We start from the raw sequence: 20,782 nt of genomic DNA on the forward strand, positions 1-20,782 counted from the left end.
GACCGCCATGAGCCTGCTGACTGTCAGCGATCTACAGACCCACTTCAAACTGCCCAAGGGCGTGCTGCGCGCCGTCGATGGCGTGTCGTTCCACATTGCCAAGGGCGAGACCGTCGGCCTGGTGGGCGAATCGGGCTGCGGCAAATCCACCCTGGGCCGCAGCCTGCTGCGGCTGGAGACGCCCACGGCCGGCCAAGTGGCGCTGGATGGCGAGGACATCTTGCCGCTGCAAGGCGCGCGCTTGCGCAGCCTGCGCAAGCGCATGCAGATGATCTTTCAGGACCCGTTTGCGTCACTCAACCCGCGCCACAGCATCGGCACGATTTTGGAGACGCCATTGCAAGTGCATGGCCTGGGGGACCGCGCCCAGCGCCGCCGCCAGGTGGAGCGCCTGCTGGACCGTGTGGGCCTGCCGCGCAGCGCCCTGGGCCGCTACCCGCATGAGTTCTCTGGCGGCCAGCGCCAGCGCCTGGGCATTGCCCGCGCGCTGATGCTGCAGCCCGATCTGGTGGTCTGCGACGAGCCGGTCTCTGCGCTTGATTTGTCGATCCAGGCGCAGATCCTGAACCTGCTGGTGGAGATGAAACGCGAGTTTGGCCTGTCCTACTTGTTCATCTCGCATGACTTGTCGGTCGTGCAGTACTTTGCCGACCGGGTGCTGGTGATGTACCTGGGCCGCATCGTCGAGAGCGCGGACCGCCGCAGCCTGTGGACCACGCCGCGCCACCCCTACACGCAGGCGCTGCTCGATGCCGTGCCCGACCCATCGCGCCACCGCCAGGCGGCCCCTCTTTTGGGCGAGCTGCCCAGCCCGCAGAACCTGCCCAGCGGTTGCCGCTTTCATCCGCGCTGCCCGCGCGCGACGGCGCTGTGCACAGCGCAAGAACCACTGCTCAGCGACAGCGGCAACGGCCATCTGGTCGCCTGCCACCATCCGCAGCTGCCACAGACCTCTGGCACGCAAACCTCCGTGATTTCCTTTCACTAACCCTTCGTTTTTTCTTTTGCCATGACCTACCGTTATCTCGGCCGCAGCGGCCTCAAAGTCTCCCGCCTCGCACTGGGCACCATGATGTTTGGCGGGCCCACCGACGAGCAGACCGCGCACGCGATCATTGCCAAGGCCAAGTCCCAGGGCATCAACTTCATCGACACGGCCGACGTCTACCAAAAGGGCGTGACCGAGCAGGTGGTAGGCCGGGCACTGGCTAAGGATCGCCATGACTGGGTGCTGGCCACCAAGTTTGGCAACCCGCTGGGCGAGGGCCCGAACCGGAGCGGCACCTCGCGCAAATGGATCATCGAATCCGTCGACAACAGCCTGCGCCGCCTGGGCACCGACTACATCGACCTGCTGTACTTTCACCGCGCCGATTTTGATGCGCCCCTGGGCGAGGCGGTGCGCGCCATTGGCGACCTGGTGCGTGCGGGCAAGCTGCGCTACTTTGGGCTGTCCAACTTTCGCGGCTGGCGCATTGCCGAGGTGGCCCACCTGGCGGACGCCGAAGGCATTGACCGGCCCATCGCCAGCCAGCCGCTGTACAACATCGTCAACCGCACGGCCGAGGCCGAGCAGCTGCCCGCTGCCACCGCCTATGGCCTGGGCGTGGTGTCGTACAGCCCGCTGGCCCGGGGCGTTTTGACCGCCAAGTACCCGAATGTGGAGGCGGCCGAGCCCGGCTCGCGCGCCGCACGGCTGGACAAGCGCATGCTGGAGACCGAGTGGCGGCCCGAGTCCATCGACATTGCCGCCGAGATCAAAAAGCACACCGACGAGCGCGGCATCAGCACCGTGGACTTTGCGCTGGCCTGGGTGCTGAACAACCGCCTGGTGACCGCCGCCATTGCCGGCCCCCGCACGGCAGAGCAATGGGATGGCTATATTCGCGCGCTGGACTACCAGTTCACCGCCGATGACGAGGCACTGGTCAACCGCCTGGTCGCGGCCGGCCACCCCTCGACCCTGGGCTTTACCGACCCAGGCCACCCCGTTGAAGGCCGCGTGCCCTACGTGGCGGCTGCAGCTGCCAGCGCCTAACCCACCAGGTCCCCACTATGAATGCATCGGTTCCACCCCTGCGGTCTGGCCACCCCAGCCGCGACGAACTGCTGGCCCGCCTGCCCCAGCTGGCCGCCGACATTGGCACGGGCGCTGCGCAGCGCGAGCTGCAGCGCGAGCCGCCCTGGGCGGCCTTTGATCTGCTGCGCGCATCAGGCCTGGGCGGCCTGCGCATTGGCCGCGAACAAGGCGGGCCGGGAGGATCGGTGGCCGATGTGATCGAGGTGGTCAGCACCTTGGCCGCAGCGGATTCCAATGTGGCCCATGCGCTGCGCACCCACTTCAACACCACCGAGCTGCTGCGGCTGGAGCCCAAGCCCTCAGCACTGGCCCAGCGCCAAAGCGCCTGGGCCTTGCAGGGCAAGCTGTTTGGCGGTGCTTTTACCGAGCTGGGCACCGCACGCGCCGGCATCAGCACCTCCACCTTGCTGCGCGATGGCGCGCACCACCGGCTGAATGGCAAGAAGTACTACGCCACCGGCACCGCCTATGCGGACTACTTCAATATCTTTGCGGTCAACGACGAGGGCCAAGCCCTGAACGCCGTGATCCCCGTGCAGCGCGAAGGCGTACGCGTGCTAGACGACTGGGACGGCATGGGCCAGCGGCTGACCGCCAGCGGCAGCCTGGAGCTGAACAATGTGCTGGTCTATGACGACGAAATCAGCCCCGGCGCCCGCGACCATTTGGCAGGCCGCCATGCCTCTGCGCTGCGCCAGCTGATCTTGGTGGCGACTGCCGCCGGCATTGTGCGCAACATCCTGGCCGATGCCCGCCACTATGTGCTGCAGCTGGGCCGACCTGCGATGCACAGCCCCGCCGAGCGCTCACGCGACGACCACTTTGTGCAGGCCGTCGTCGGCGAGCTGGCTGCCGCCAGCTATGCCATTGATGCGCTGGTCGCCGCCAATGCCCGCCAGCTGGACCAGGGCGCCTACGCCATCGTGCACGCACCGGCCACCGCCGACGATGTGGTGCTGCAAGGGGCTTTGGCCACCGCCCAGACCCAGCTGGTCGTCAGCCGCCTGGCGCTGAATGCCGGCGAGCGTTTGTTTGAAGTGGGCGGCGCGTCAGCTACCTCGCGCCAGCTGAACCTGGACCGCCACTGGCGCAACCTGCGCACCATCTTTAGCCACAACCCGCTGCTGCACAAAACCAGGGTGGTGGGGGACTATGTGCTCAATGGCACGCGGACGCATCTGGAGGAAGGGCGGGTGTTTTGAGGGGCTGCCACAGGCTTGCAAGCGTCAGGCAGCCCCCTGCCGACCCATAAATCAAACACGCGATCAACAAACCAAATGACTTCAATAAAGTTGACAATTTTTCAGCAGACCTACAGAGCAACACGCTAGCGAAATTAAATTGTTGCGGTTATCTTGTAAAAGTTACCTATTAAGTAAATTTCTTACAAATACGCCATGCACCTCGCTTCTGAATCCGCGACTTCGCATCTGAATCCCCTTCGTGCCGCATCCCCATGGGGCAAAACCGCCCTCCATGGCAGCTTGCTTGCTGGGTTGTTTGCAGCGCCTCAGATAGCGCTGGCCTGCCCTCCCAACCTCAACGCATCGACTTACACCACGCAGGCTTCGGACAATGGTTTGACCTGCGTCTACACCGCAGACCCCGTGGCCGTCACCGTCAATGGATGGCTGGCCACCGGTTTGGTCCAAATCACCGGCAACACCACCGTCAATGGCGTACTGACCGTCACCGACACCAACGGCAACAACAGTCGGGGCATCCTGGTGTCTGGTGCTGGGATTGGCAATTTTCTGAAGGACGTCACCATCAACAAGCCCAGTGGCTCCAACAATGCGGCGGGGATTGAGAAAGCTGGATCCGGTGTCGCCACCTTCCAGGGCAATGTCGCCGTCAGCTCCAACACTGGCGCACCTTCTAGCACCATCAATACGCGCGATGGGGTGCGCAACAACTCAGGTACCTCCAACTACCAACAAAACCTCAACATCACCAGCTTGGGCGGCACCCGTTCGGGCCTGTATGTGGGCGCTGGCACGGTGACGGTGAGCGGCAATCTGTTGTTGGACTTCCAGTCCAACTACTACAACACCAACTTTGCGCCGCTGTGGAGCCAGGGCGGCACCACCACGGTAACGGGCACCACAACGGTCAACACGGCAGTCGCCTCGGGCCTCACGCCAGCGGTGGTGGTGACGAATTCACAGGTCACTCTGAACGGCCCAACCACCGTGACGGCAGCGGGCGCAGGCGCTGCTGCGGTGGATATCCGCGCTGGCGGCATTGCCCAGTGGCCGCTGGCGGGCAACACCATCACCGCATCGGGCGCGGCAGGCATTGGTCTGCAACTGCGGGGCAATGGCAGCTTCAGTGCGGGCTCCGGTCTCATCATCAATGCGCAGGGCAGCTCCTTCAACTACCTGGCAGCGACCGGCAGCACCAGCCTGGATGCAGTGACCGCCACCACCGCCCCGGTGGTCTGGAACGCCGATGCCACCAGCACGGCCACCTACACCGGCAACGGCGGCCACTACAAGGGTGCCAGCCAGCTGGCGGGAGGCGGTCAGCTGACCCTGAACCTGAACAGCACCGCCTTGTGGGAGGCCACTGCTGCCTCGGCCTTTACGGTGCTGAACCTGCAAAGCGATGCGGTGCTGGATGCCTCGTTGCTGCCCAGCCTGGCCGCCACGGGCAACCTGAGCAATGCCGGTGGTGTCGTGTCGTTGGCACGCAGCGATGCCAGCCCCAACAACACCTTGGCCTTGGCGGGTGTCTACACCGCCAATGGCGGCAGCCTCGTGCTCAATACCGTGCTCAACGATGGCTCCACCTCGGTCAGCGATGTGCTGCAAGTGACGTCCACAGCAGCCGCCGGCGCCCCCACCCTGCTCTCGGTTCTGCCAGATGCCGCCAGCGCGCCGGCCTTCACCACGGGCAAAGGCATTCTGGTCGTGCGCGTGACCGGCGGCGCAGCCAGCTCGGCGGCCAGTGCCTTTGCGCTGCCAAGCGGTTTCTTGGATGCCGCAGGCGTTCGCTACGAACTGGTGCGCGACGCAGACGATGGAAACTGGTACCTGCGCTCGGTGGCAGCTGCGCAGCTGACCGTGAACAAGGTGGTGACCGCCCCTGCAGGTGCAGCACCGTTTGCCGGCGAGATTCCTTTTACCGTCACCTGCACCGGCCCGGCTGCGTCCTTCAGCGGCAGCCTGGTGGTTGCGGCCAACCAGGGCAGTGCCGCGCCGCTCACCATCCAGCAAGGCAGTACCTGCACCGTAGCCGAAGGCACCTTGCCCGCCGCCCCCACGGGCTACCGCTGGGCAGAGCCCAGCTACACGCAGCCTGCGGCCATAGCCGCTGGTGCCAACACTGCGACCATCACCAACACCTTGGTCTCTAACGCCACCCCCACCGATGCCGGCACGCTCAAGCAGGTTCCAACGCTTGGCACTTGGGCCGTCAGCGCGCTATCGCTGGGCATGGCGCTGATGGGCCTGGGCCGTATGCGCCGACGCACGGTCTGATCGCGCCGCCTTGCTGCGGCCAGACGCAAAAATGCCACCTCGCGGTGGCATTTTTTCTGGGGCCTTCAATAGGTAAACAGCGGCAGCTTACTACTCCGCCGCCACCGGCGCCCGCACATCAAACTCCACCTTCCAGCGCTCATTGCCGCCCACGGGCACGGCATTGAGCTCCAAGGTGCCAATATCAGTCACACGGGCCTGCAGGGTGACGGGGACGACCTCGCCATTGGCGCGGCCTTCGGCGGGCAGGTTCAGCTCGATCTCTTGCAGCTCCAGCAGCTCCTCCGGCCCCCAGAAATCGAGCATGGTGCCGACCGTATCGCTGCGGCGCACGCTGGAGCCAAAGAAGCGCAGGCGCACCGGCTCGCCGACGACCAGGCCAAACTCCTGCGTGTCCAATACCGCCTCGCTGCCCTCTTCCATGCCAAACGGTGCCAGGCACAGTGCAGACATAGGGGGATCCATGCCTGGGATGGCAGGCATGTTGGATTCAACGCCCACGTAGTAGGACTGGGCGGTGCCGCCCCGGATGCGCACACCCCGGCCTTCGCGCACATGGCCGTAGTAGGCGGCGCCACGGGCGACAGCCAGGTCCAGGTTGGCGCCGTCCAGCAGGCGTGCGGGGGCAGCGCCTTCGGCGGCCAGCCAGCTGCCCAGCACTTCGGTGATGCGCTGCTCGATCTGCGGGGCCTTGAGCACGCCGCCGTTGAACAGGATGGCGCTGGGGTGCAAAAAGCTGGCGCCTTCAGGCTGCGTGCCCTGCAGGCCGTCGATCTGCTCGGTCACGCCGGCTTGGCGCGACAGGAAGGCGGCCAGATGGCGGGTGACGGCGGCATCTTGCGCATAGGGCAGACCCAGCTGGGTCAGTGCGCCACGCGCGCGGCTGATGGGCTTGTCACTCACGGCCACTTGGGGGAAGAAGCCCTCGACCAGGGTGGCCAGCACTTCGGCGCGGGTCACCTCCGTGCGGATGCTGCCGCCGATCAGCTTGCTGCCCCGGCTGGGCACCACCACGGGTACGGATTGCAGCGCCGCATCGGACAGCAGCTGCTCCTTGGCGGCGCGGCAGCCATGGGCCAGCGCACGGGTTTGCCAGGCGTCCAGCTGCTTGCCCTCTTGCGCCAGCTTGCGCGCCACGGCATAGGCCAGGGCCAGGTCCATGTTGTCGCCGCCCAGCAAGATGTGCTCGCCCACGGCCACGCGCTGCAAGGCCAGGTTGCCATCGCGCTCCAGCACGGCGATCAGCGACAGGTCGGTGGTGCCACCGCCCACGTCGACGACGAGGATCACATCGCCGCTTTCTACCTGCTTGCGCCAGTCGCCGCCGCTCGCCTGGATCCAGCTGTAGAGCGCCGCTTGCGGCTCTTCGAGCAGGCTCAGCTTTTGAAAGCCGGCCGCCTTGCAGGCCTCGGCCGTCAGCTCGCGCGCGGCCGGGTCAAAGGATGCGGGAATGGTGACCGTGATGTCCTGCGCATCAAAGGGTGCCTCGGGGTGGGCCTGCTCCCAGGCCCAGCGCAGGTGCGACAGGTAGCGGATGGAGGCCGTCAGCGGCGAGACGCGGTGCACCTCGGCCGGCGCATCCGCTGGCAGCAGGGGGCTGCGGCGGTCCACACCGGGGTGGCACAGCCAGCTTTTGGCGCTGGAGACCAGGCGGATGGGTGTGGCCGCCCCGCGTGCGCGGGCAAACTCGCCAACGACAAAATCCTGCTGCGCGCCCCAGGGCAAGGCGATATCGGCGGCGCTCAGCTCGCTCTCATGGGGCAGGTACAAAAACGAGGGCAGCAAAGGCCGCGCCTCGATGCTGGCGGGCGCCGTGAGCTGGGGGATGGCGAGCACGCCCTGGACCAGGTTTTCGCCATCGCTGGCGGCCTTGTCCACATAGGACAGCGCGCAGTGCGTGGTGCCCAGGTCGATACCGATGCTGAATTGTGCGGGTGCTTGCATGGTTTAGAGCTCCACCTCGGCCTGGGCCAGCACCTTGGCTGCGGCCGTGTCGGTCAGCTGGGGCAGCTTCACCTCCGTCACCTGCCAACCCCGGTGGCCCAGGGTACCGCTGAACGGGGCCTCGCCCACCACATGGCCGGTCAGGCGCACGGCGGCGGCATCAAAGCCGGCCTGCAGGGTGACGCGGCTGCCTTCGGCCTCCGTACGCACAGGGGCCAGCGCAAAATGCTCGCGCAGCACCTTGCGGCAGCCTTCGTGCACCACGCGGGCGGCTGCGCCAATCTCGGCATCGGTGTAGGGCGCCACGTCCTCCTGCACAAAGTCAACAAAGCGGGCCTCACGCTGGAGCAGACCCAGCAGCTGCAGGGCAGCGGTCTCGGTGGGCAGTTGCACGGTCTTTTCGACCACTTTCTCGACCAGCTTTTCTACCGGTACTTCAACCCGCTTTTCAACGATTTTTTCGACCGGCACTTCGATGCGGACTTCAACGATCTTCTCGACCGGCACTTCGACGCGTACTTCCTTCGGCGGCACATCGGCTGCCAGGCTTTCGCCGCCGCGCACGCGCTGCACATCGGCGGCCAGGCGGCCATTGCCCAGAATGGCGAAAAAACTGCCGATCGCAATGGCGATGCGGCTGAGAAAGGATGGGGGGGTGTTGTTCATGGAGGCACCAACAGACACCCGCCAGGACGCTGGGGGCTGCGCGGCTAGGGCCGGGACAGCTACATCGCGCAGGCGGGTGGTTTTAAAAATGGGGTTTGCGCCAAGCGCTGGGCCCGGCACCTACAGCCAGCGGCCAGCCCGCAAAACCGGGGATTTTACCGGCGGCCCTATGCCCCCGTGCGATGCACCAGCAAGCTGTGGATAAGCATCCCGGTGTGCGATGGCGAAGCTAAGGGCTTAGAACTGGTAAGTCACGTTGACGCCGCTGGCCCAGTTGCGGCCCATGGCGCTTTCAAAATAGCGCTGGTTGCCATCATTGACGATGACCGAGCCGATGTAGTTCTTGTCAAACACATTGTCGACCCGCGCAAAGGCAGCCAAGGTCCAGCGCGGGGCGATCTGTGCGCGGTAGCCCAGGCTGAGCGCGGTGGTGGCGTAGCCCGGGGCAGCCTGGGTGTTGGCATCGTTGGCCTGCACATGGGAGCTGGCCTGCAGGCCCATGCCGACGGTCCAGGCCGGCGCAAAGTGCCAGTCGGCACCCAGGTAGGCATTGTGGCGTGCCAGGCCGGGCAGGCGCTGGCCGGCGATGCCGCTGCCCGAATCCTCGCGGAAGCGCGCATCCAGCCAGGTGTAGGCGGCGCGCAGTTGCCAGTCACGCATCAAATCCAGCTGGGCCGACAGCTCCAGGCCCTGGCGCCGGGTCTTGCCGGCATTGCGGTAGGTGGTGCGGCCGCCAGCGCTTTGGTCGGTCACTATCTCGTCGTTGCTGTGCGACTGGAACAGCGCCGCACTCCACAGCCCGCGCAGCGCATCGCCACGCAGTTGCTGGCGGTAGCCCAGCTCCCACTGCGTGCTGCTGGTGGGCCGCAGATCGGTGTTCAGGCCCGAGCCGCTGTTGCGGTAGGACATCTCGGTGATGCTCGGCGTCTCAAAACCCCGGCCTACGCTGGCGTAGATGGTTTGCTGCGGGCTGAGCTGGTAAGAGAGCGAAGCAACCGGCAGCAGCTTGCTGTGGCGGCTGCTGCCGCTGTCGTCGCCATTGCCCGGGGTAATGTAGTCATCGTCCGAGCTAAAGCGCACGCGGCTGTAGCGCAGGCCGGTATCCAGGCTCCAGCGCGGGGCCAGTTGCCAGCGGGCTTGCACAAAGGGGTCGGTGCTGCTGACCTTGTTTTTCTCATCGCGGCGCAGCTGGCCGCGCAGGCCATAGGTGTCGCCGATAAAGTTTTCGTAGCCCTGGCGGTCTTCAGTCATCTGCTGCAGATCCAAGCCCACGCTCAGCTGCAGCGGCACGATGGTATCGAACTCACCCACCCAGACCAGGCGCGCACCGGCATAGTCGCGCGCCATGTCGATCACGCCGCCGGCGTGGCCGGGCGCCAGCTGCGGCGCCTTGGGGATGGACTGGTACTGCAGCATGCTGCGGTGGCCGTAGTAGGCCGACAGGCTCAGGCTTTGCTGGGCGTTGATGCGCAGGTCATAGGTGGCGCCCAGCTGCTGCTGCTCCAGTGATTTGCGGGTGTTGTACTGTTCGGCCACACTGCTGGCCTGGCGCGGATTGGCCTGCCACTGCGCCATCGTCAGGCCCTGCGGGTCCTGCGCGTCGCCCCGGGTCTGATTGGCCACCAGGGTCAGCTTGTCGTCATGCGCCAGCGGAATCACCAGCTTGGCATTGAGCAGGTTGCGATCGGCCGCGCTGTGGTCGCGGTAGCCATCGGTCATAAAGCGGCTGGTGCTCAGCACATAGCCCATGCCGCCATCGGTCTGGCCGCTGGCCTTCAGGCTGTAGCGCTGCTGGCCATCGCTGCCCATGCTCACGCCAGTCTCCAGCTTCAAGGGGCCTTGCGGGTCTTCGGTATAGAAGCTGATCACGCCCCCCGAGGCATTGCCGTACAGCGCCGAGTATGGGCCGCGCAGCACCTCCACCCGCTCCAGGCTGGAGATATCGACATTCGAGGTCTGGCCCTGGCCATCGGGCATCGTTGCCGGTATGCCATCGACATACAGCCGCACACCACGCACGCCAAAGGTGGAGCGCGCGCCATAGCCGCGCACGCTCAGCTGCAGATCCTGGGCGTAGTTGTTGCGGTTGTTCAGGGTCAGGCCGGGCACGCTGCCCAGCGCTTCAGACAGGTTGACCTGCATCTGCCGGTCCTGCAGCTCGCGGCCTTTCACCACATTGGCCGAGGCCGGCAGGCGCAGCAGATCGGCTGTGCCGACCGCCGAGCGCACCGATACCGTTGGCAAGGTGGCTTCGGCAGCGGGGGTTTCAGGGGTGGAGGGTGTTGCTGGTGCGGTCTGCGCAGCGGCGGACAAGGCGCACAGCAGCGCAGCAGCCCCGGCCACGGGGCGCAGGGGCGAGAAGGAAAAGGCTTGGATCGGCATAGAGGCCGCTATTTTCTTACAGCGCCTGCCGCTATGGGAAATTTGGTACATAAACCCCTCCTCTACTCTGAGAAACCCCAAACTACAACCGTTGCGGCTGCCACCAGCTTGGCAGCAGCGCGCGCACCTGGGCGCGGTGAAAGCGGTCATCGATCAGCACCACCACACCCCGGTCGTCCTCACTGCGAATCACCCGACCTGCAGCCTGCACCACCTTGCGCAAACCGGGGTAGAGGTAGGTGTAGTCATAGGCCTTGGCGGCACCAAAGCGCTGCGCCATGGCCTGCTGCATATGCGTGTTGATGGGGTTGATCTGCGGCAGGCCCAGGGTGGCGATAAAGGCGCCAATCAGCCGGTTGCCCGGCAAATCCACCCCTTCCGAAAAAGCCCCGCCCAACACGGCCAGGCCAATGCCCTGCCCCGCCTCATCAAACCGCGCCAAAAAGGCGGCGCGCCCGGCATCGTCCATGGCCGAGGTCTGGCAAAACAGCGGCAGCTGCGGGTGCAAGCGCTGCATGCATTCGGCAGCGCGTTGCAGGTAATCAAAGCTGCTGAAAAAGCACAGGTAGTTGCCCGGCTGGCGGGCAAACTGCGCTGCCACCAGCTCGGCAATCGGCGCCAGCGACTGCGCCCGGTCCTGGTAGCGGGTGGAGATATGCCCCGCAATCTGCACCTGCAGCTGCGCGGCCTGGAAGGGCGATGCCACCTCTACCCACTGCGTGGCGGGCGGCAGGCCCAGCAAATCCTGGTAGAAGGCCTGCGGCCCCAAGGTGCCAGAGAACAGCACCGTGGCGCAGGCGGCGCTGTGGCGCGCGGCCAGGTGCGGCGCGGGCACGACATTGCGGATGCAGAGCGTGGACATGGGCCCCCGGCGGCCCGCCGATGTCCCCCCAAAAGCACTGCCCCACAAACTGATATCAAACAGCGCATGCGGCCCCAGCTGCTCGGCCAGGTTCAGCCAGGACAGCGCCTCCAGGTAAAAGCCCAGCACTGCATCGCCCGGCAGCAGGGGGCTGTCGCCCTGGGCCTGGGCAATGGCGGCCACGGCGCGCTGCACGGCGCCCAGCAGGCCGGGCGGCAGCTCGGCGTAGACTTGGTAGTCCTGGCCGCCTTCTTGCTGCGCCTTGTTCAGGGCGGTCCATTGCCGGTTCAAGGCATCCAGCGATTTTTTAACCGGGCCGCTGGCGGCCTTGCGCGCCGCAGCCAGGGTGTGCTGCGGCAGCTCGGCCGTGTACATGCGGCGCGCGCGTTCGAGCAGGTTATGGGCCTCGTCCACCAGCACGCCCACCTTCCACTGGTGGGCCTGGGTCAGCGCATACAGCATCGCGGCGCTGTCGTAAAAGTAGTGGTAATCGCCGACGACCACATCGCTCCAGCGCGCCAGCTCCTGGGTCAGGTAATAGGGGCAGACTTGGTGCTGCAGCGCCAGGCTGCGCACCTTGTCGGGCGTCAGCATCGGCTCTTGCACCAGGGCCTGGGCGCGGGCAGCGGGCAGGCGGTCGTAAAAGCCCTGGGCCAGCGGGCAGGAATCGCCATGGCAGGCCTTGTCCGGGTGCTCACAGCTTTTGTCGCGCGCCTGCAGATCGACCACGCGCAGCGGCACTGCCCCCGTCTGGCCCTGCAGCGCCGTCTGCAAAAGGCCCAGCGCATGCAAGGCCAGCCGATGGCCGGTGGTTTTGGCGGTCAGAAAAAACAGCTTGTCCAGCCCCTGCGCCGCACTGGCCTTGAGCATCGGAAAAATCGTGGCCACCGTCTTGCCAATGCCCGTGGGCGCCTGCGCCATCAGGCAGCTGCCGCCGCCCGCCTGCAAGCCCGCCTGGGCCGTGCGGTACACCGCAACCGATAGCGCCCGCTGCCCCGTGCGGAACTGCGCAAACGGAAAGCGCAGCGCCGCCATGGCCGCATCGCGCGCGCTGCGGTGCGCGGCCTCGCTACGCGCCCAGTCCAAAAACAAGCGGCATTGCTGCTCAAAAAACGCCTGCAGGTCGGCGGCGCTTTGCTGCTCAGCCAGCACCGTCTCCTGCTGCGTGCCGACGTTGAAGTAGACCAGCGCCACCTTCAAGCTGGGCAGGCCCCGCTCCAGGCACAGCAGGTGGCCGTATACCTTGGCCTGCGCCCAGTGCAAGGCGCGGTGGTTGTCGCGCACGCTGTCGATCTGGCCCCGGTAGGTTTTGATTTCTTCGAGCTGACCCAGGACCGGGTCAAAGCCATCGGCGCGGCCGCGCACCTGCAGGTCTTCATAACTGCCTGCCAGGCGCAACTCCGACTCATACCCGGCGCCCCGGCGTGCGCGCACCAGGCCATGGCCTTCAATGCCTTCCAGTGCCGATGGCGCAGGCGTAAAGCGCAAATCCAAGTCGCCTGCGCGGGCGGTGAACTCGCACAAAGCGCGCACCGCCACGGTGTAGCTCATGCGCCCGCCTCGCGCCACTGCACATGGCAGACGCCCACGGGTATGCCATGGGCGGCGCAGTACTCCAGCCAGCGGATCTGGTTGTCCTGCAGCTTGTCGCCCGGGCCTTTGACCTCCACCAGCTGGTAGCGCCGCTCTTGCGGCCAAAACCGCACCAGGTCCGGAAAGCCCGTGCGGTTGGCCTGCAGATTGCCAAGCAGGCGCTGGAACAGCAGCTTGAGGTGGGCAGCCGGTATGCAGGCCAGTGCATGGTCCAGCAGCGCATCCGTCAGCGTTCCCCAAAACACAAAGGGCGACTGCAGCCCCGCCTTGTCGGCAAAGCGCTGGCGGATCACTGCCGGGTAGCTGCCGTCATCCAAGGCCGCCAAGCAAGCATCAAACAGCGCCGCGCGACGGGCGACAAAATCGGGCGCATAGACATCGGCCGGCCCCGCCTGGAATGGATGAAAAAACGCCCCCGGCAAAGGCGCAAAAATGGCCGGCCAGCACAGCAGGCCAAACAGCGAGTTGACGAGCGCGTTCTCAACATAGAACACCGGTGCGTCTTCGCGGTGCCAGTGGTCGCGCAAGGCGTATTCCACGGCCATCAGGCGCAGGCCTTCGGTGGCCTCGGCGGCATCCGTTGCCTCCATGGCCTCGATGGCTTCGCCAGCGCGCAAGGCCGCCTCCAATGCAGCCGCATCGCTCAGCGCATCCATCGCAGGCTGGCCCTCAGCCATGCGTGGCATGCCTGGCATGCGCAGCACGCGATCCAGCGCCACATCCTCGCGCAGCTGCGCCACCTCGGGTTTCAGCGCGCGGCGGCTGGCGCTGCGCTGGCCCAGGTGGCGGCGCAGGCGCGGCAGCATGCGGGCCAGGCGCTGGCTCTCTTCATCGCTCTCGGGCTGCAGCGCGGCGGCGCTGGCGAGGGCCAGGGCCTCGTCAAAGCGCTCCATGCGTTCGAGCACGCGCATGCGGCGATGGCGTGCGCCCGGGTAGGGGCTGGCGGCATAGGCCTGCTCGGCAAGGCCCCAGCTTTGGCTGCGCTCGCAGGCCTGGCCCAGGCGCAGCAACACCTTGGCATGGCGCTGCTGCAGCCAGGGGTTGGCGCTGCGCCAAGCGGCCAGCGCATCCATCAACGCTTGTCGGTCTTCGTCCTCATCCACCGCCTGGCGCCATTGCTGCAGCTGGCGGTAGCCCTGCACATCGGCACGGGTCTGGAAGGCGCGCGACTGCGCATCAAAGTCCACCGTCTCGTATTTGAAGATGCCCAGATCGGCCAGCACAAACTCCGACCAGTCCTGGTGCAGATTGCCAAAGAACATCAGGCGCAGGCCTTCGGCCAGCTCGCCGACGGTGACGCGCCAGGCGGCATGTTCGGCTTGGGGGTGCCAGCGGTGGTAGGGCTGCAGCTGCTCTTCGGCTTTTTGCTCGGTGCTTGGGTCTGACGGCTGCGCCAATTGCGTCAGTTGCGCCAGCATCTCCGCCTTGCGCAGCGACCGCGCCAAACCGGCGTTGGCAAATATCTGCAGCAGCTCGGGCTTGGTGTGCAGCGCAAACAGCTCCGTCAAGGCCATGTCCGCATCGGCATCGATCCAGCCCAGCGCCAGCAAGGGCTGTGCAGCGGCCTGCACATCGGGGATCTCGTCATACACCAGCTTGTCGGCCCGGAACCAGGGCCCGCGCCGCATCAGCATGCGCACCATCAGCGCCTGCGACGGCATGGGGACCTGCGCAAAGTCGGCCAGAAACTGCTGCTCCTGCGCATCCAGCACATCGCCATAGCGCTGCCCCAGCCACTGCAGCGCGCGCTCGAAGTTGTGCAAGTAATAGTAGCGGTGGGGGGCCAACATGGGGGTTCGTGTCAGGGGGTGGCGGCGATAGGCTATCTGTTTTTTTATACAGCTATTTTAACGGCGTACTTCTTCCCTAGCCTTGCGCAGGGCCAGGCGGAGGCGATAGCACTAATCCACTGTTTGCAGACAGGCTATAAGCAAATGCGTTTGCGAATAGAAACGATTCTCATTTATTATGTTTTTTATTTGATGACGCCTTAGGCCTAGCAAAGTGTTTACCGTTTATCCCGTGGAGGCGAGCCAACCGTGCCAAACCCAGACAGTGACATCCACCCGTTGGTGCAGGAGCACGGTGTGATGCTGCGCCACTATGCTGCGCTGCAAGCGCGCTGCACGGCCCAGGTCGATGCTCTGCGTGCCGAAGTCGCCTCCCTGCGCACGCAGGTCACGAGGCTGCGGGCCCAGGTCATCATGCGCGACAGCGCCCTGATCTGGGAGCGCGAAGACCGGCTGCTGCACCTGTCGGCCATTGCCAACCGCGCAGCGGTAACAGCGGTGCGCCGCTGTGTGGACCCTGCTGCCACCATGGAGGTAGTGGCCGTGCCGCAGCCCGCGCCCGATGCCTATTTGCAAGAGCTGGGCCAGCATGCCGCCAACCTGGTGATCTGCCAGACCGGCTGCATCAGCCACGGCGGCTATTGGCGCGAGCACGACCAGTGCAAGCGCCTGGGCACCACCTGCTTGCTGGAAGACCCCAAGGCCTTTGCCCCCACAGAAACCGCCAAGGCATCACACGCCTGGGTGATGACGGCGGCCAGCGTGCCCGCCAAGGAACTGCCATGAGCTCGCGTTTTCCGTCGTCGGTATCCGGCCCGCTGCTGCTGCGCGAATGGGAACGCCTGACCCAAACCGGCGTAGAGGCCAGCCGCGACAACCGCCCCGAGCAAGCGCTGGCCTGGCACGAGCATGCACTGCGCGTGGCGCACCAGCTGTTCCACGACGCACCAGCCGGCGTCTGCGCCGATGACCGCCTGGCCGCCTTTGTGGTGGCGCACCTGAACCTGGCCGACTGCTTCAACAGCTTGAGCCAGCCGGTATCGGCCGGCGAGTGCATCAACTGCGCCCACCACCAGCTGCTGGCCTTGACGCGTGACGACCATGCCAGCGCAGAGCTGCGATCGGCCGCCTGCAAGCACCTGCACCACACCTTTGCCGCCTTGACCGAGCACCACAACCGCTGCGCCGCCCGCGAGCGCGAGGATGCGATGGAGCGGCAGGCCCACAGCGTTTCCATGCCTTCGGGCAAGCCGCCGCCGGGCACGCTGCTGCACTGACAGCCGCCGCACCGGTATTGACCTCCCTGCTCCCTACCCAACGACCAACACACGATATGCCCTATACCCTGCCCAAGCTGGCCTATGCCTACGATGCCCTGGAGCCCAACATTGACGCCCAGACGATGGAGATCCACTACAGCAAGCACCACCAGACCTATGTGAACAACCTCAATGCAGCGCTTGAAGGCACCGAGTTCGCCAACCTGTCGATTGAAGCGCTGGTGGCCCAGGTGGAATCGCTGCCCGAGAAGCTGCGCCTGCCCGTGCGCAACAACGGCGGCGGCCATGCTAACCACTGCCTGTTCTGGGAAGTGATGTCCCCCACCGGCGGCGGCCTGCCCCAAGGTGATGTGGCCAAGGCCATCGATGCCGACCTGGGCGGTTTTGAGGCCTTCAAGGACGCTTTCACCAAGGCCGCACTGAGCCGTTTTGGCAGCGGCTGGGCCTGGCTGACCGTGACGCCACAAGGCAAGCTGGCCGTGGAAAGCAGCGCCAACCAAGATTCGCCCTTGATGAAGGGCATTGGCTCGGGCAACACCCCGATCCTGGGCCTGGACGTGTGGGAGCACGCCTACTACCTGAAGTACCAGAACCGCCGCCCTGAATACATTGCCGCTTTCTACAATGTGGTGGACTGGGGCACCGTTGCCCGCAAGTACGCCGCCGCACTGGGCAAGTAAGTCACTCCCATCTTCGAGCACGCGAGCACGCACATGACCCCAGGCAACCAACCGATGGAAATGGACAACCAGCCCGATCCGCGCGACGACACATCGCGCAGCACCGCCAGCCCTGCGCCCAAACCGGCGCTCAAGCTGCGAACCCGCATCGGTCTGTTGATCTGTGCCCTGGGGGTATTTGCGCTGGCCGCCCTGATCTGGGATGGCCTCAAAAACCAGCCCTCGGTGCGCAACGCGCTGCTGGGCGGCTGCATGGCCGCGCTGGCTACTGCCCTGGGCACCCTGCCCGTGCTGCTGGCCCAGCGCCCATCGGAACGCACACGCGATACCTTGTTTGGCTTTGGCGCCGGCGTGATGCTGGCCGCCTGCGCGTTCTCGCTGGTCATCCCTGCACTGGATGCCGCACGCGCCTCCAACCTGATGGGCGGCAGCGCCTGGGCTGCTGGCGGCGTCGTCGGCACCTCCATCTTGCTGGGGGGACTGGCCCTGCTGGCCATGGACCGCCTGCTGCCCCACGAACACTTCATCAAAGGCCGCGAAGGTGCCAGCGCCCAGCAGCTGCGCCGCACCTGGCTCTTTGTGTTTGCGATCATCCTCCACAACCTGCCCGAGGGCCTGGCCATTGGCGTGGGCTACGCCGGCAATGAAGGCATGCGCGCCAACGCCCTCGCCATCGGCATCTCCATCCAGGATGTGCCCGAAGGCTTTGTCGTTGCCGCCGCGCTGCTGGCCGTCGGCTACAGCCGAGGCTTCTCCGTCCTGCTGGGCATCGCCTCCGGCCTGGTCGAACCCCTGGGCGCCGTCGCCGGCGCCGCCATCATCGGCAGCTCCGCCCTGCTCCTGCCTTGGGGCCTGGGCTTCGCCGCCGGCGCCATGCTCTTCGTCATCAGCCACGAAATCATCCCGGAATCGCACCGCAAGGGGCATGAGTTTTTTGCGACTACGGGGTTGATGGTGGGGTTTGTTTTGATGATGGTGTTGGATACGGCTTTGGGGTGAGGGGCGCAGTTACCGGTATTTTTGAATGCACTCGGGCCCTGCACAGGGCGCTCTCAGTTCCCTAGGTTTAAGGCTGTTTTGCAGCGGGTGCTGTTGCTAATGGCTGCATCAAGACGTATTGAGCGCTGCCACGTAGACACTAATCGAGCATCGAAGCCAGCGGCTTCATCACAATGGGTTTGAGTTATGCAGCCGACGATAACTAACAGTCCGGCCCGATTAGATGCAGGAAGTCCGTAGATGCCGCTGAATGCTCGTACCGACCCATTGTGGAATTTGGATGCCTCTAAATCTGCGGGAGGAAAACAGACTTATGACTGCTGTTAAAGGAAAGGATGCATGCTGCGGCAGACGCGACCCGATGCGCTAATGGCTTAGACTGCTCAACGGAAAAAAAGGAGCAGGAGAAATCAAATGAGATCTGAAGTGGTGTTGCAGACGGCCGGAAAGGTGCGCAGTTACGGAACTGTCAAATGGTTTGGTGGTTTAAACAACAAGACTGGCCGGGAGAATCACTTCGGATTCATTAGCGATCTGAATGGGAAGGACATTTTCTTACACAAGGGTGAGTGGCTGGGGGCGTGTCAGCCTGCTGAGGGCCAACTAGTTACGTATCTGCAACAAGAAAGAGATGACAAGTTCAGCGCCCATCAAGCTGAAAGCCTGGACAGCGCCAAAATACGCGCGCCGGAGTGGTACTCAGCACTGTGCAATCCGCCCCTGAATACGAGCAAATTTGCCCCCTCTGACTTACAAGAGGCCATAGAGGAGAAGCTGCGACGAAGCCTAGACTACAGCAACCAGGCGGACTTGCACGAACTACTCGAACTATCACAGCAGCCAGGAGCACCCTCGGTTTTCGCCCTTGTTGCCAACGACATGGATGCGGCGAAGAACTACCTCGTGCTGATGGAGGCGGCCCGTCTAAGCATTACTGACGCCGCTCCCTGGGCCGGTCTATCGCACTGTGTGGCGAGCCATTTCGAGACAGAAATTGCAAGTCGTCTAGGGAGTTTGGAACCTCAGATAGCGCGTGAAAAATGCACCGACTTCCTGACAGTCCTTCCGGTGTCGATCCTCACATATTTGCTCACGAGAGGCATCTTCACAACCACCGACCAGCTGGGGTCAGCAAGCGTGAAGAAGATTTACGACTATGTGAGCTCAGTGATTGCCCGGGGTACTTCCACGTTCCCCGACTACCTGCGAGCCAGCTTCGACACGAGTCTTGTCACGCCAAATGGCCGACCTTCCAACCCAATCCTCCGAGACATCGTAGACAACCTACAGTTCAAGAAGAGCCTGTTTGAGAAAAGTACTGAATTCACTGACATCTACAACGCATCGGCCCGCCTGCAGCGCAATGTTGAGACCTTCATCCTCAACCACCTCCTAGGGCTTGTTGTCGCGGGGAATGATCATCAGGTGGTGTATAGCGTTTTCATGCAGCGCCTATGGGAGGCACTGATGTTGAACGCTCTGCCTCTTGAACACCGAACTGCTCAATTGCAGTCACTTTTTCCTTCATGCACGATGATGGGCCCTAAGCTTTCGTGTGAAGCAGTTTATTGGTCCAAGCAGAACCTCTTCCTGTGCCGAGGCAAGCGTTGCATCTCCCAGAAGATTCTTCCGAATCTTACGCGCCACTTCTTGGACTTCAACATATACGACTGGTTGAGCCATTACGGTGTCAATTACATGTTGAGCGACAAGCCGCAGGATAAGGATTTCCCGATAAAACTTGCCAGTTACTTCAACCGTCTGCGGGAAATCTTGCCTGTGCTGCATTGCCGTGCGTGCTGCGATCTGATGCTGCCGAACATGAAATATGCGCGGACACAATATAAGGAAGTAGTCAGGGGGGTTATCGAGATCAAAGAGATGGCTGCAGCCTATCGACTTACGGTCTTTCACTGCAACAATGCCAACTGCGAGGAGTTCAACGTCGGCCACTATATTAGTCACTGCGTCGGATTTGGCTGCTCCCACATCGTTGATTCACGAGACCTGAAGCAGCGTTGCAGTGAAGGTCGCTATGTCTGCCAAGGCTGTGGAAGTTGTTGCCCGAGCCATGCACAATCGCACCCCGTGGGAATCTGCGCTGAGTGCGGCGACGAACTGGAGGTCTTGAGCGAAAGAGTGCGTGGCAGACAAAGTACTTACAGTCGAAAATACGTGAAGTGCAAGTCGGCATCGTGCAGCTTCACGATCCTCAGTGAAGATTTACCTGCAAAGTTTAGTCTCCTTCCGGCGTAGAACCATCTCGAAACTGCCAACGCCGACGAATTCCATGATCTTGGCTAGACTGTTGCGCGGCTGATCAGATAGGTCGAGTCGTAGGCACTAGAGCCTCTTTCCGAATTTGAAGGAAGTATCTGCCTAACTGCCGCCACCGGCGCCGGCGTCTTATAGGGGCTCGCCGAGGACATCCGAACCTTGTAGGCAGCTGCCAGCACCTCGTCCGAAAGTTGGAGGGCGCCTAGAGCGGCCATTGACGAGCGCCTGCTCCTGGCTGACAACCGCCCTACCGGCCTGCCCATATCTCGTAACCACCGAGAAACAAGAGCTCTGCGCTGATCTATCAGCAAGTTCATTGAGCAGAGTCACGATCGCCGATCCTGACCAGTAAAGACAAGCCCACGACACCACAAGCGCCTTGGCTATCCATCTGGCCCACACGCCGCGCAGTTTTCTACAACCAAGCAGGCAGGCAGGCAGTTGCCTGGTTCTTTCAGCTTCAGCTTCTCGTCTTCTTGCTAGCTGCGAATAGGTTGCTGTCCCGTCTTTCGAGATATTCCGTCATCACCTCCAACGGTGGCACACCAAGAGCCTCGGCGAACTCCACCAACTCCACAGCATCAATGCGACGCTCGCCGCGTTCGCACTTGGACACAAAGGTCTGCGTGTTGCCAAGCCGCTGTGCCAGCTCCACTTGCGACACGCCCATGCGCTTGCGAGTGGAAGTGAGAACGGACAGTAAGAGCTGGTAGTTGGGATTGTGGGTGGAGCGGTACATGGTGCATA

15 protein-coding genes are annotated in these 20,782 nt (G+C 64.0%); 9 read left to right on the forward strand and 6 right to left on the reverse strand.

The features are described from left to right. Positions 1–7 precede the first annotated feature (7 nt). The 4 genes from M2375_RS09820 (at position 8) to M2375_RS09835 (ending at position 5,562) form a co-directional block, all read left to right on the forward strand. Positions 8–988, forward strand: coding sequence for an ABC transporter ATP-binding protein (locus M2375_RS09820; RefSeq protein ID WP_259165567.1), 981 nt, complete (start codon positions 8–10; stop codon positions 986–988). 21 nt (positions 989–1,009) lie between these two features. Continuing rightward, a complete protein-coding gene (locus tag M2375_RS09825; protein WP_259165569.1) occupies positions 1,010–2,038 on the forward strand; it encodes an aldo/keto reductase in 1,029 nt (342 codons plus the stop codon). 17 nt (positions 2,039–2,055) lie between these two features. Beyond that, on the forward strand, positions 2,056–3,282 hold the full coding sequence (locus M2375_RS09830) for an acyl-CoA dehydrogenase family protein (RefSeq protein ID WP_259165571.1): 1,227 nt from the start codon (positions 2,056–2,058) through the stop codon (positions 3,280–3,282). A gap of 195 nt (positions 3,283–3,477) precedes the next feature. Next, a complete protein-coding gene (locus M2375_RS09835; RefSeq protein ID WP_259165574.1) occupies positions 3,478–5,562 on the forward strand; it encodes an IPTL-CTERM sorting domain-containing protein in 2,085 nt (694 codons plus the stop codon). A gap of 90 nt (positions 5,563–5,652) precedes the next feature. Here the strand turns inward: M2375_RS09835 and M2375_RS09840 are convergent, their stop codons facing one another. The 5 genes from M2375_RS09840 to M2375_RS09860 all read right to left on the reverse strand — a co-directional run bounded on the left by M2375_RS09840 (position 5,653) and on the right by M2375_RS09860 (position 14,799). Then, on the reverse strand, positions 5,653–7,506 hold the full coding sequence (locus tag M2375_RS09840) for an Hsp70 family protein (protein WP_259165577.1): 1,854 nt from the start codon (positions 7,504–7,506) through the stop codon (positions 5,653–5,655). 3 nt (positions 7,507–7,509) lie between these two features. Further along, on the reverse strand, positions 7,510–8,172 hold the full coding sequence (locus M2375_RS09845; RefSeq protein WP_259165579.1) for a DUF2760 domain-containing protein: 663 nt from the start codon (positions 8,170–8,172) through the stop codon (positions 7,510–7,512). A 237-nt stretch (positions 8,173–8,409) separates the two neighbouring features. Further along, entirely contained in the window at positions 8,410–10,554 is a 2,145-nt protein-coding gene (locus M2375_RS09850; protein ID WP_259165580.1) for a TonB-dependent receptor, read from the reverse strand. 82 nt (positions 10,555–10,636) lie between these two features. Continuing rightward, a complete protein-coding gene (locus M2375_RS09855; RefSeq protein WP_259165581.1) occupies positions 10,637–12,967 on the reverse strand; it encodes an ATP-dependent DNA helicase in 2,331 nt (776 codons plus the stop codon). Beyond that, on the reverse strand, positions 12,964–14,799 hold the full coding sequence (locus M2375_RS09860) for a VRR-NUC domain-containing protein (protein WP_259165582.1): 1,836 nt from the start codon (positions 14,797–14,799) through the stop codon (positions 12,964–12,966). Before M2375_RS09860 ends, M2375_RS09855 begins: the two co-directional genes overlap by 4 nt. Positions 14,800–15,048: 249 nt before the next feature. On the opposite strand from M2375_RS09860, the gene M2375_RS09865 reads away from it, so the two are divergent. From M2375_RS09865 to M2375_RS09885, 5 genes are all read left to right on the forward strand, one after another. Beyond that, entirely contained in the window at positions 15,049–15,585 is a 537-nt protein-coding gene (locus M2375_RS09865) for a DUF2325 domain-containing protein (RefSeq protein ID WP_259165583.1), read from the forward strand. Then, a complete protein-coding gene (locus M2375_RS09870; RefSeq protein ID WP_259165586.1) occupies positions 15,582–16,076 on the forward strand; it encodes a hypothetical protein in 495 nt (164 codons plus the stop codon). Before M2375_RS09865 ends, M2375_RS09870 begins: the two co-directional genes overlap by 4 nt. A gap of 56 nt (positions 16,077–16,132) precedes the next feature. Then, positions 16,133–16,759, forward strand: coding sequence for a superoxide dismutase (locus M2375_RS09875; protein ID WP_259165587.1), 627 nt, complete (start codon positions 16,133–16,135; stop codon positions 16,757–16,759). A gap of 60 nt (positions 16,760–16,819) precedes the next feature. Then, positions 16,820–17,758: a ZIP family metal transporter gene (locus M2375_RS09880; RefSeq protein WP_259166064.1), complete on the forward strand. Its 939-nt coding sequence runs from the start codon at positions 16,820–16,822 to the stop codon at positions 17,756–17,758. Positions 17,759–18,172: 414 nt separating this feature from the next. After that, the gene (locus tag M2375_RS09885) at positions 18,173–20,014 is read left to right on the forward strand and encodes a cold-shock protein (protein ID WP_259165589.1); all 1,842 of its coding nucleotides are present in this window, start codon (positions 18,173–18,175) and stop codon (positions 20,012–20,014) included. A 481-nt stretch (positions 20,015–20,495) separates the two neighbouring features. Here the strand turns inward: M2375_RS09885 and M2375_RS09890 are convergent, their stop codons facing one another. Continuing rightward, entirely contained in the window at positions 20,496–20,774 is a 279-nt protein-coding gene (locus tag M2375_RS09890; RefSeq protein ID WP_259165590.1) for a helix-turn-helix domain-containing protein, read from the reverse strand. Positions 20,775–20,782 lie beyond the last annotated feature (8 nt).

The organism is Comamonas sp. BIGb0152, assembly GCF_024809975.1.
Lineage (GTDB): Bacteria > Pseudomonadota > Gammaproteobacteria > Burkholderiales > Burkholderiaceae_C > Comamonas.

Coding starts and splice junctions, on each gene's coding strand:
- M2375_RS09830 (WP_259165571.1), top strand. CDS start 2,056: ATGAATGCATCGGTTCCACCCCTGCGGTCTGGCCACCCCAGCCGCGAC.
- M2375_RS09840 (WP_259165577.1), bottom strand. CDS start 7,506: ATGCAAGCACCCGCACAATTCAGCATCGGTATCGACCTGGGCACCACG.
- M2375_RS09820 (WP_259165567.1), top strand. CDS start 8: ATGAGCCTGCTGACTGTCAGCGATCTACAGACCCACTTCAAACTGCCC.
- M2375_RS09870 (WP_259165586.1), top strand. CDS start 15,582: ATGAGCTCGCGTTTTCCGTCGTCGGTATCCGGCCCGCTGCTGCTGCGC.
- M2375_RS09845 (WP_259165579.1), bottom strand. CDS start 8,172: ATGAACAACACCCCCCCATCCTTTCTCAGCCGCATCGCCATTGCGATC.
- M2375_RS09825 (WP_259165569.1), top strand. CDS start 1,010: ATGACCTACCGTTATCTCGGCCGCAGCGGCCTCAAAGTCTCCCGCCTC.
- M2375_RS09855 (WP_259165581.1), bottom strand. CDS start 12,967: ATGAGCTACACCGTGGCGGTGCGCGCTTTGTGCGAGTTCACCGCCCGC.
- M2375_RS09880 (WP_259166064.1), top strand. CDS start 16,820: ATGGACAACCAGCCCGATCCGCGCGACGACACATCGCGCAGCACCGCC.
- M2375_RS09860 (WP_259165582.1), bottom strand. CDS start 14,799: ATGTTGGCCCCCCACCGCTACTATTACTTGCACAACTTCGAGCGCGCG.
- M2375_RS09835 (WP_259165574.1), top strand. CDS start 3,478: ATGCACCTCGCTTCTGAATCCGCGACTTCGCATCTGAATCCCCTTCGT.
- M2375_RS09890 (WP_259165590.1), bottom strand. CDS start 20,774: ATGTACCGCTCCACCCACAATCCCAACTACCAGCTCTTACTGTCCGTT.
- M2375_RS09875 (WP_259165587.1), top strand. CDS start 16,133: ATGCCCTATACCCTGCCCAAGCTGGCCTATGCCTACGATGCCCTGGAG.
- M2375_RS09885 (WP_259165589.1), top strand. CDS start 18,173: ATGAGATCTGAAGTGGTGTTGCAGACGGCCGGAAAGGTGCGCAGTTAC.
- M2375_RS09850 (WP_259165580.1), bottom strand. CDS start 10,554: ATGCCGATCCAAGCCTTTTCCTTCTCGCCCCTGCGCCCCGTGGCCGGG.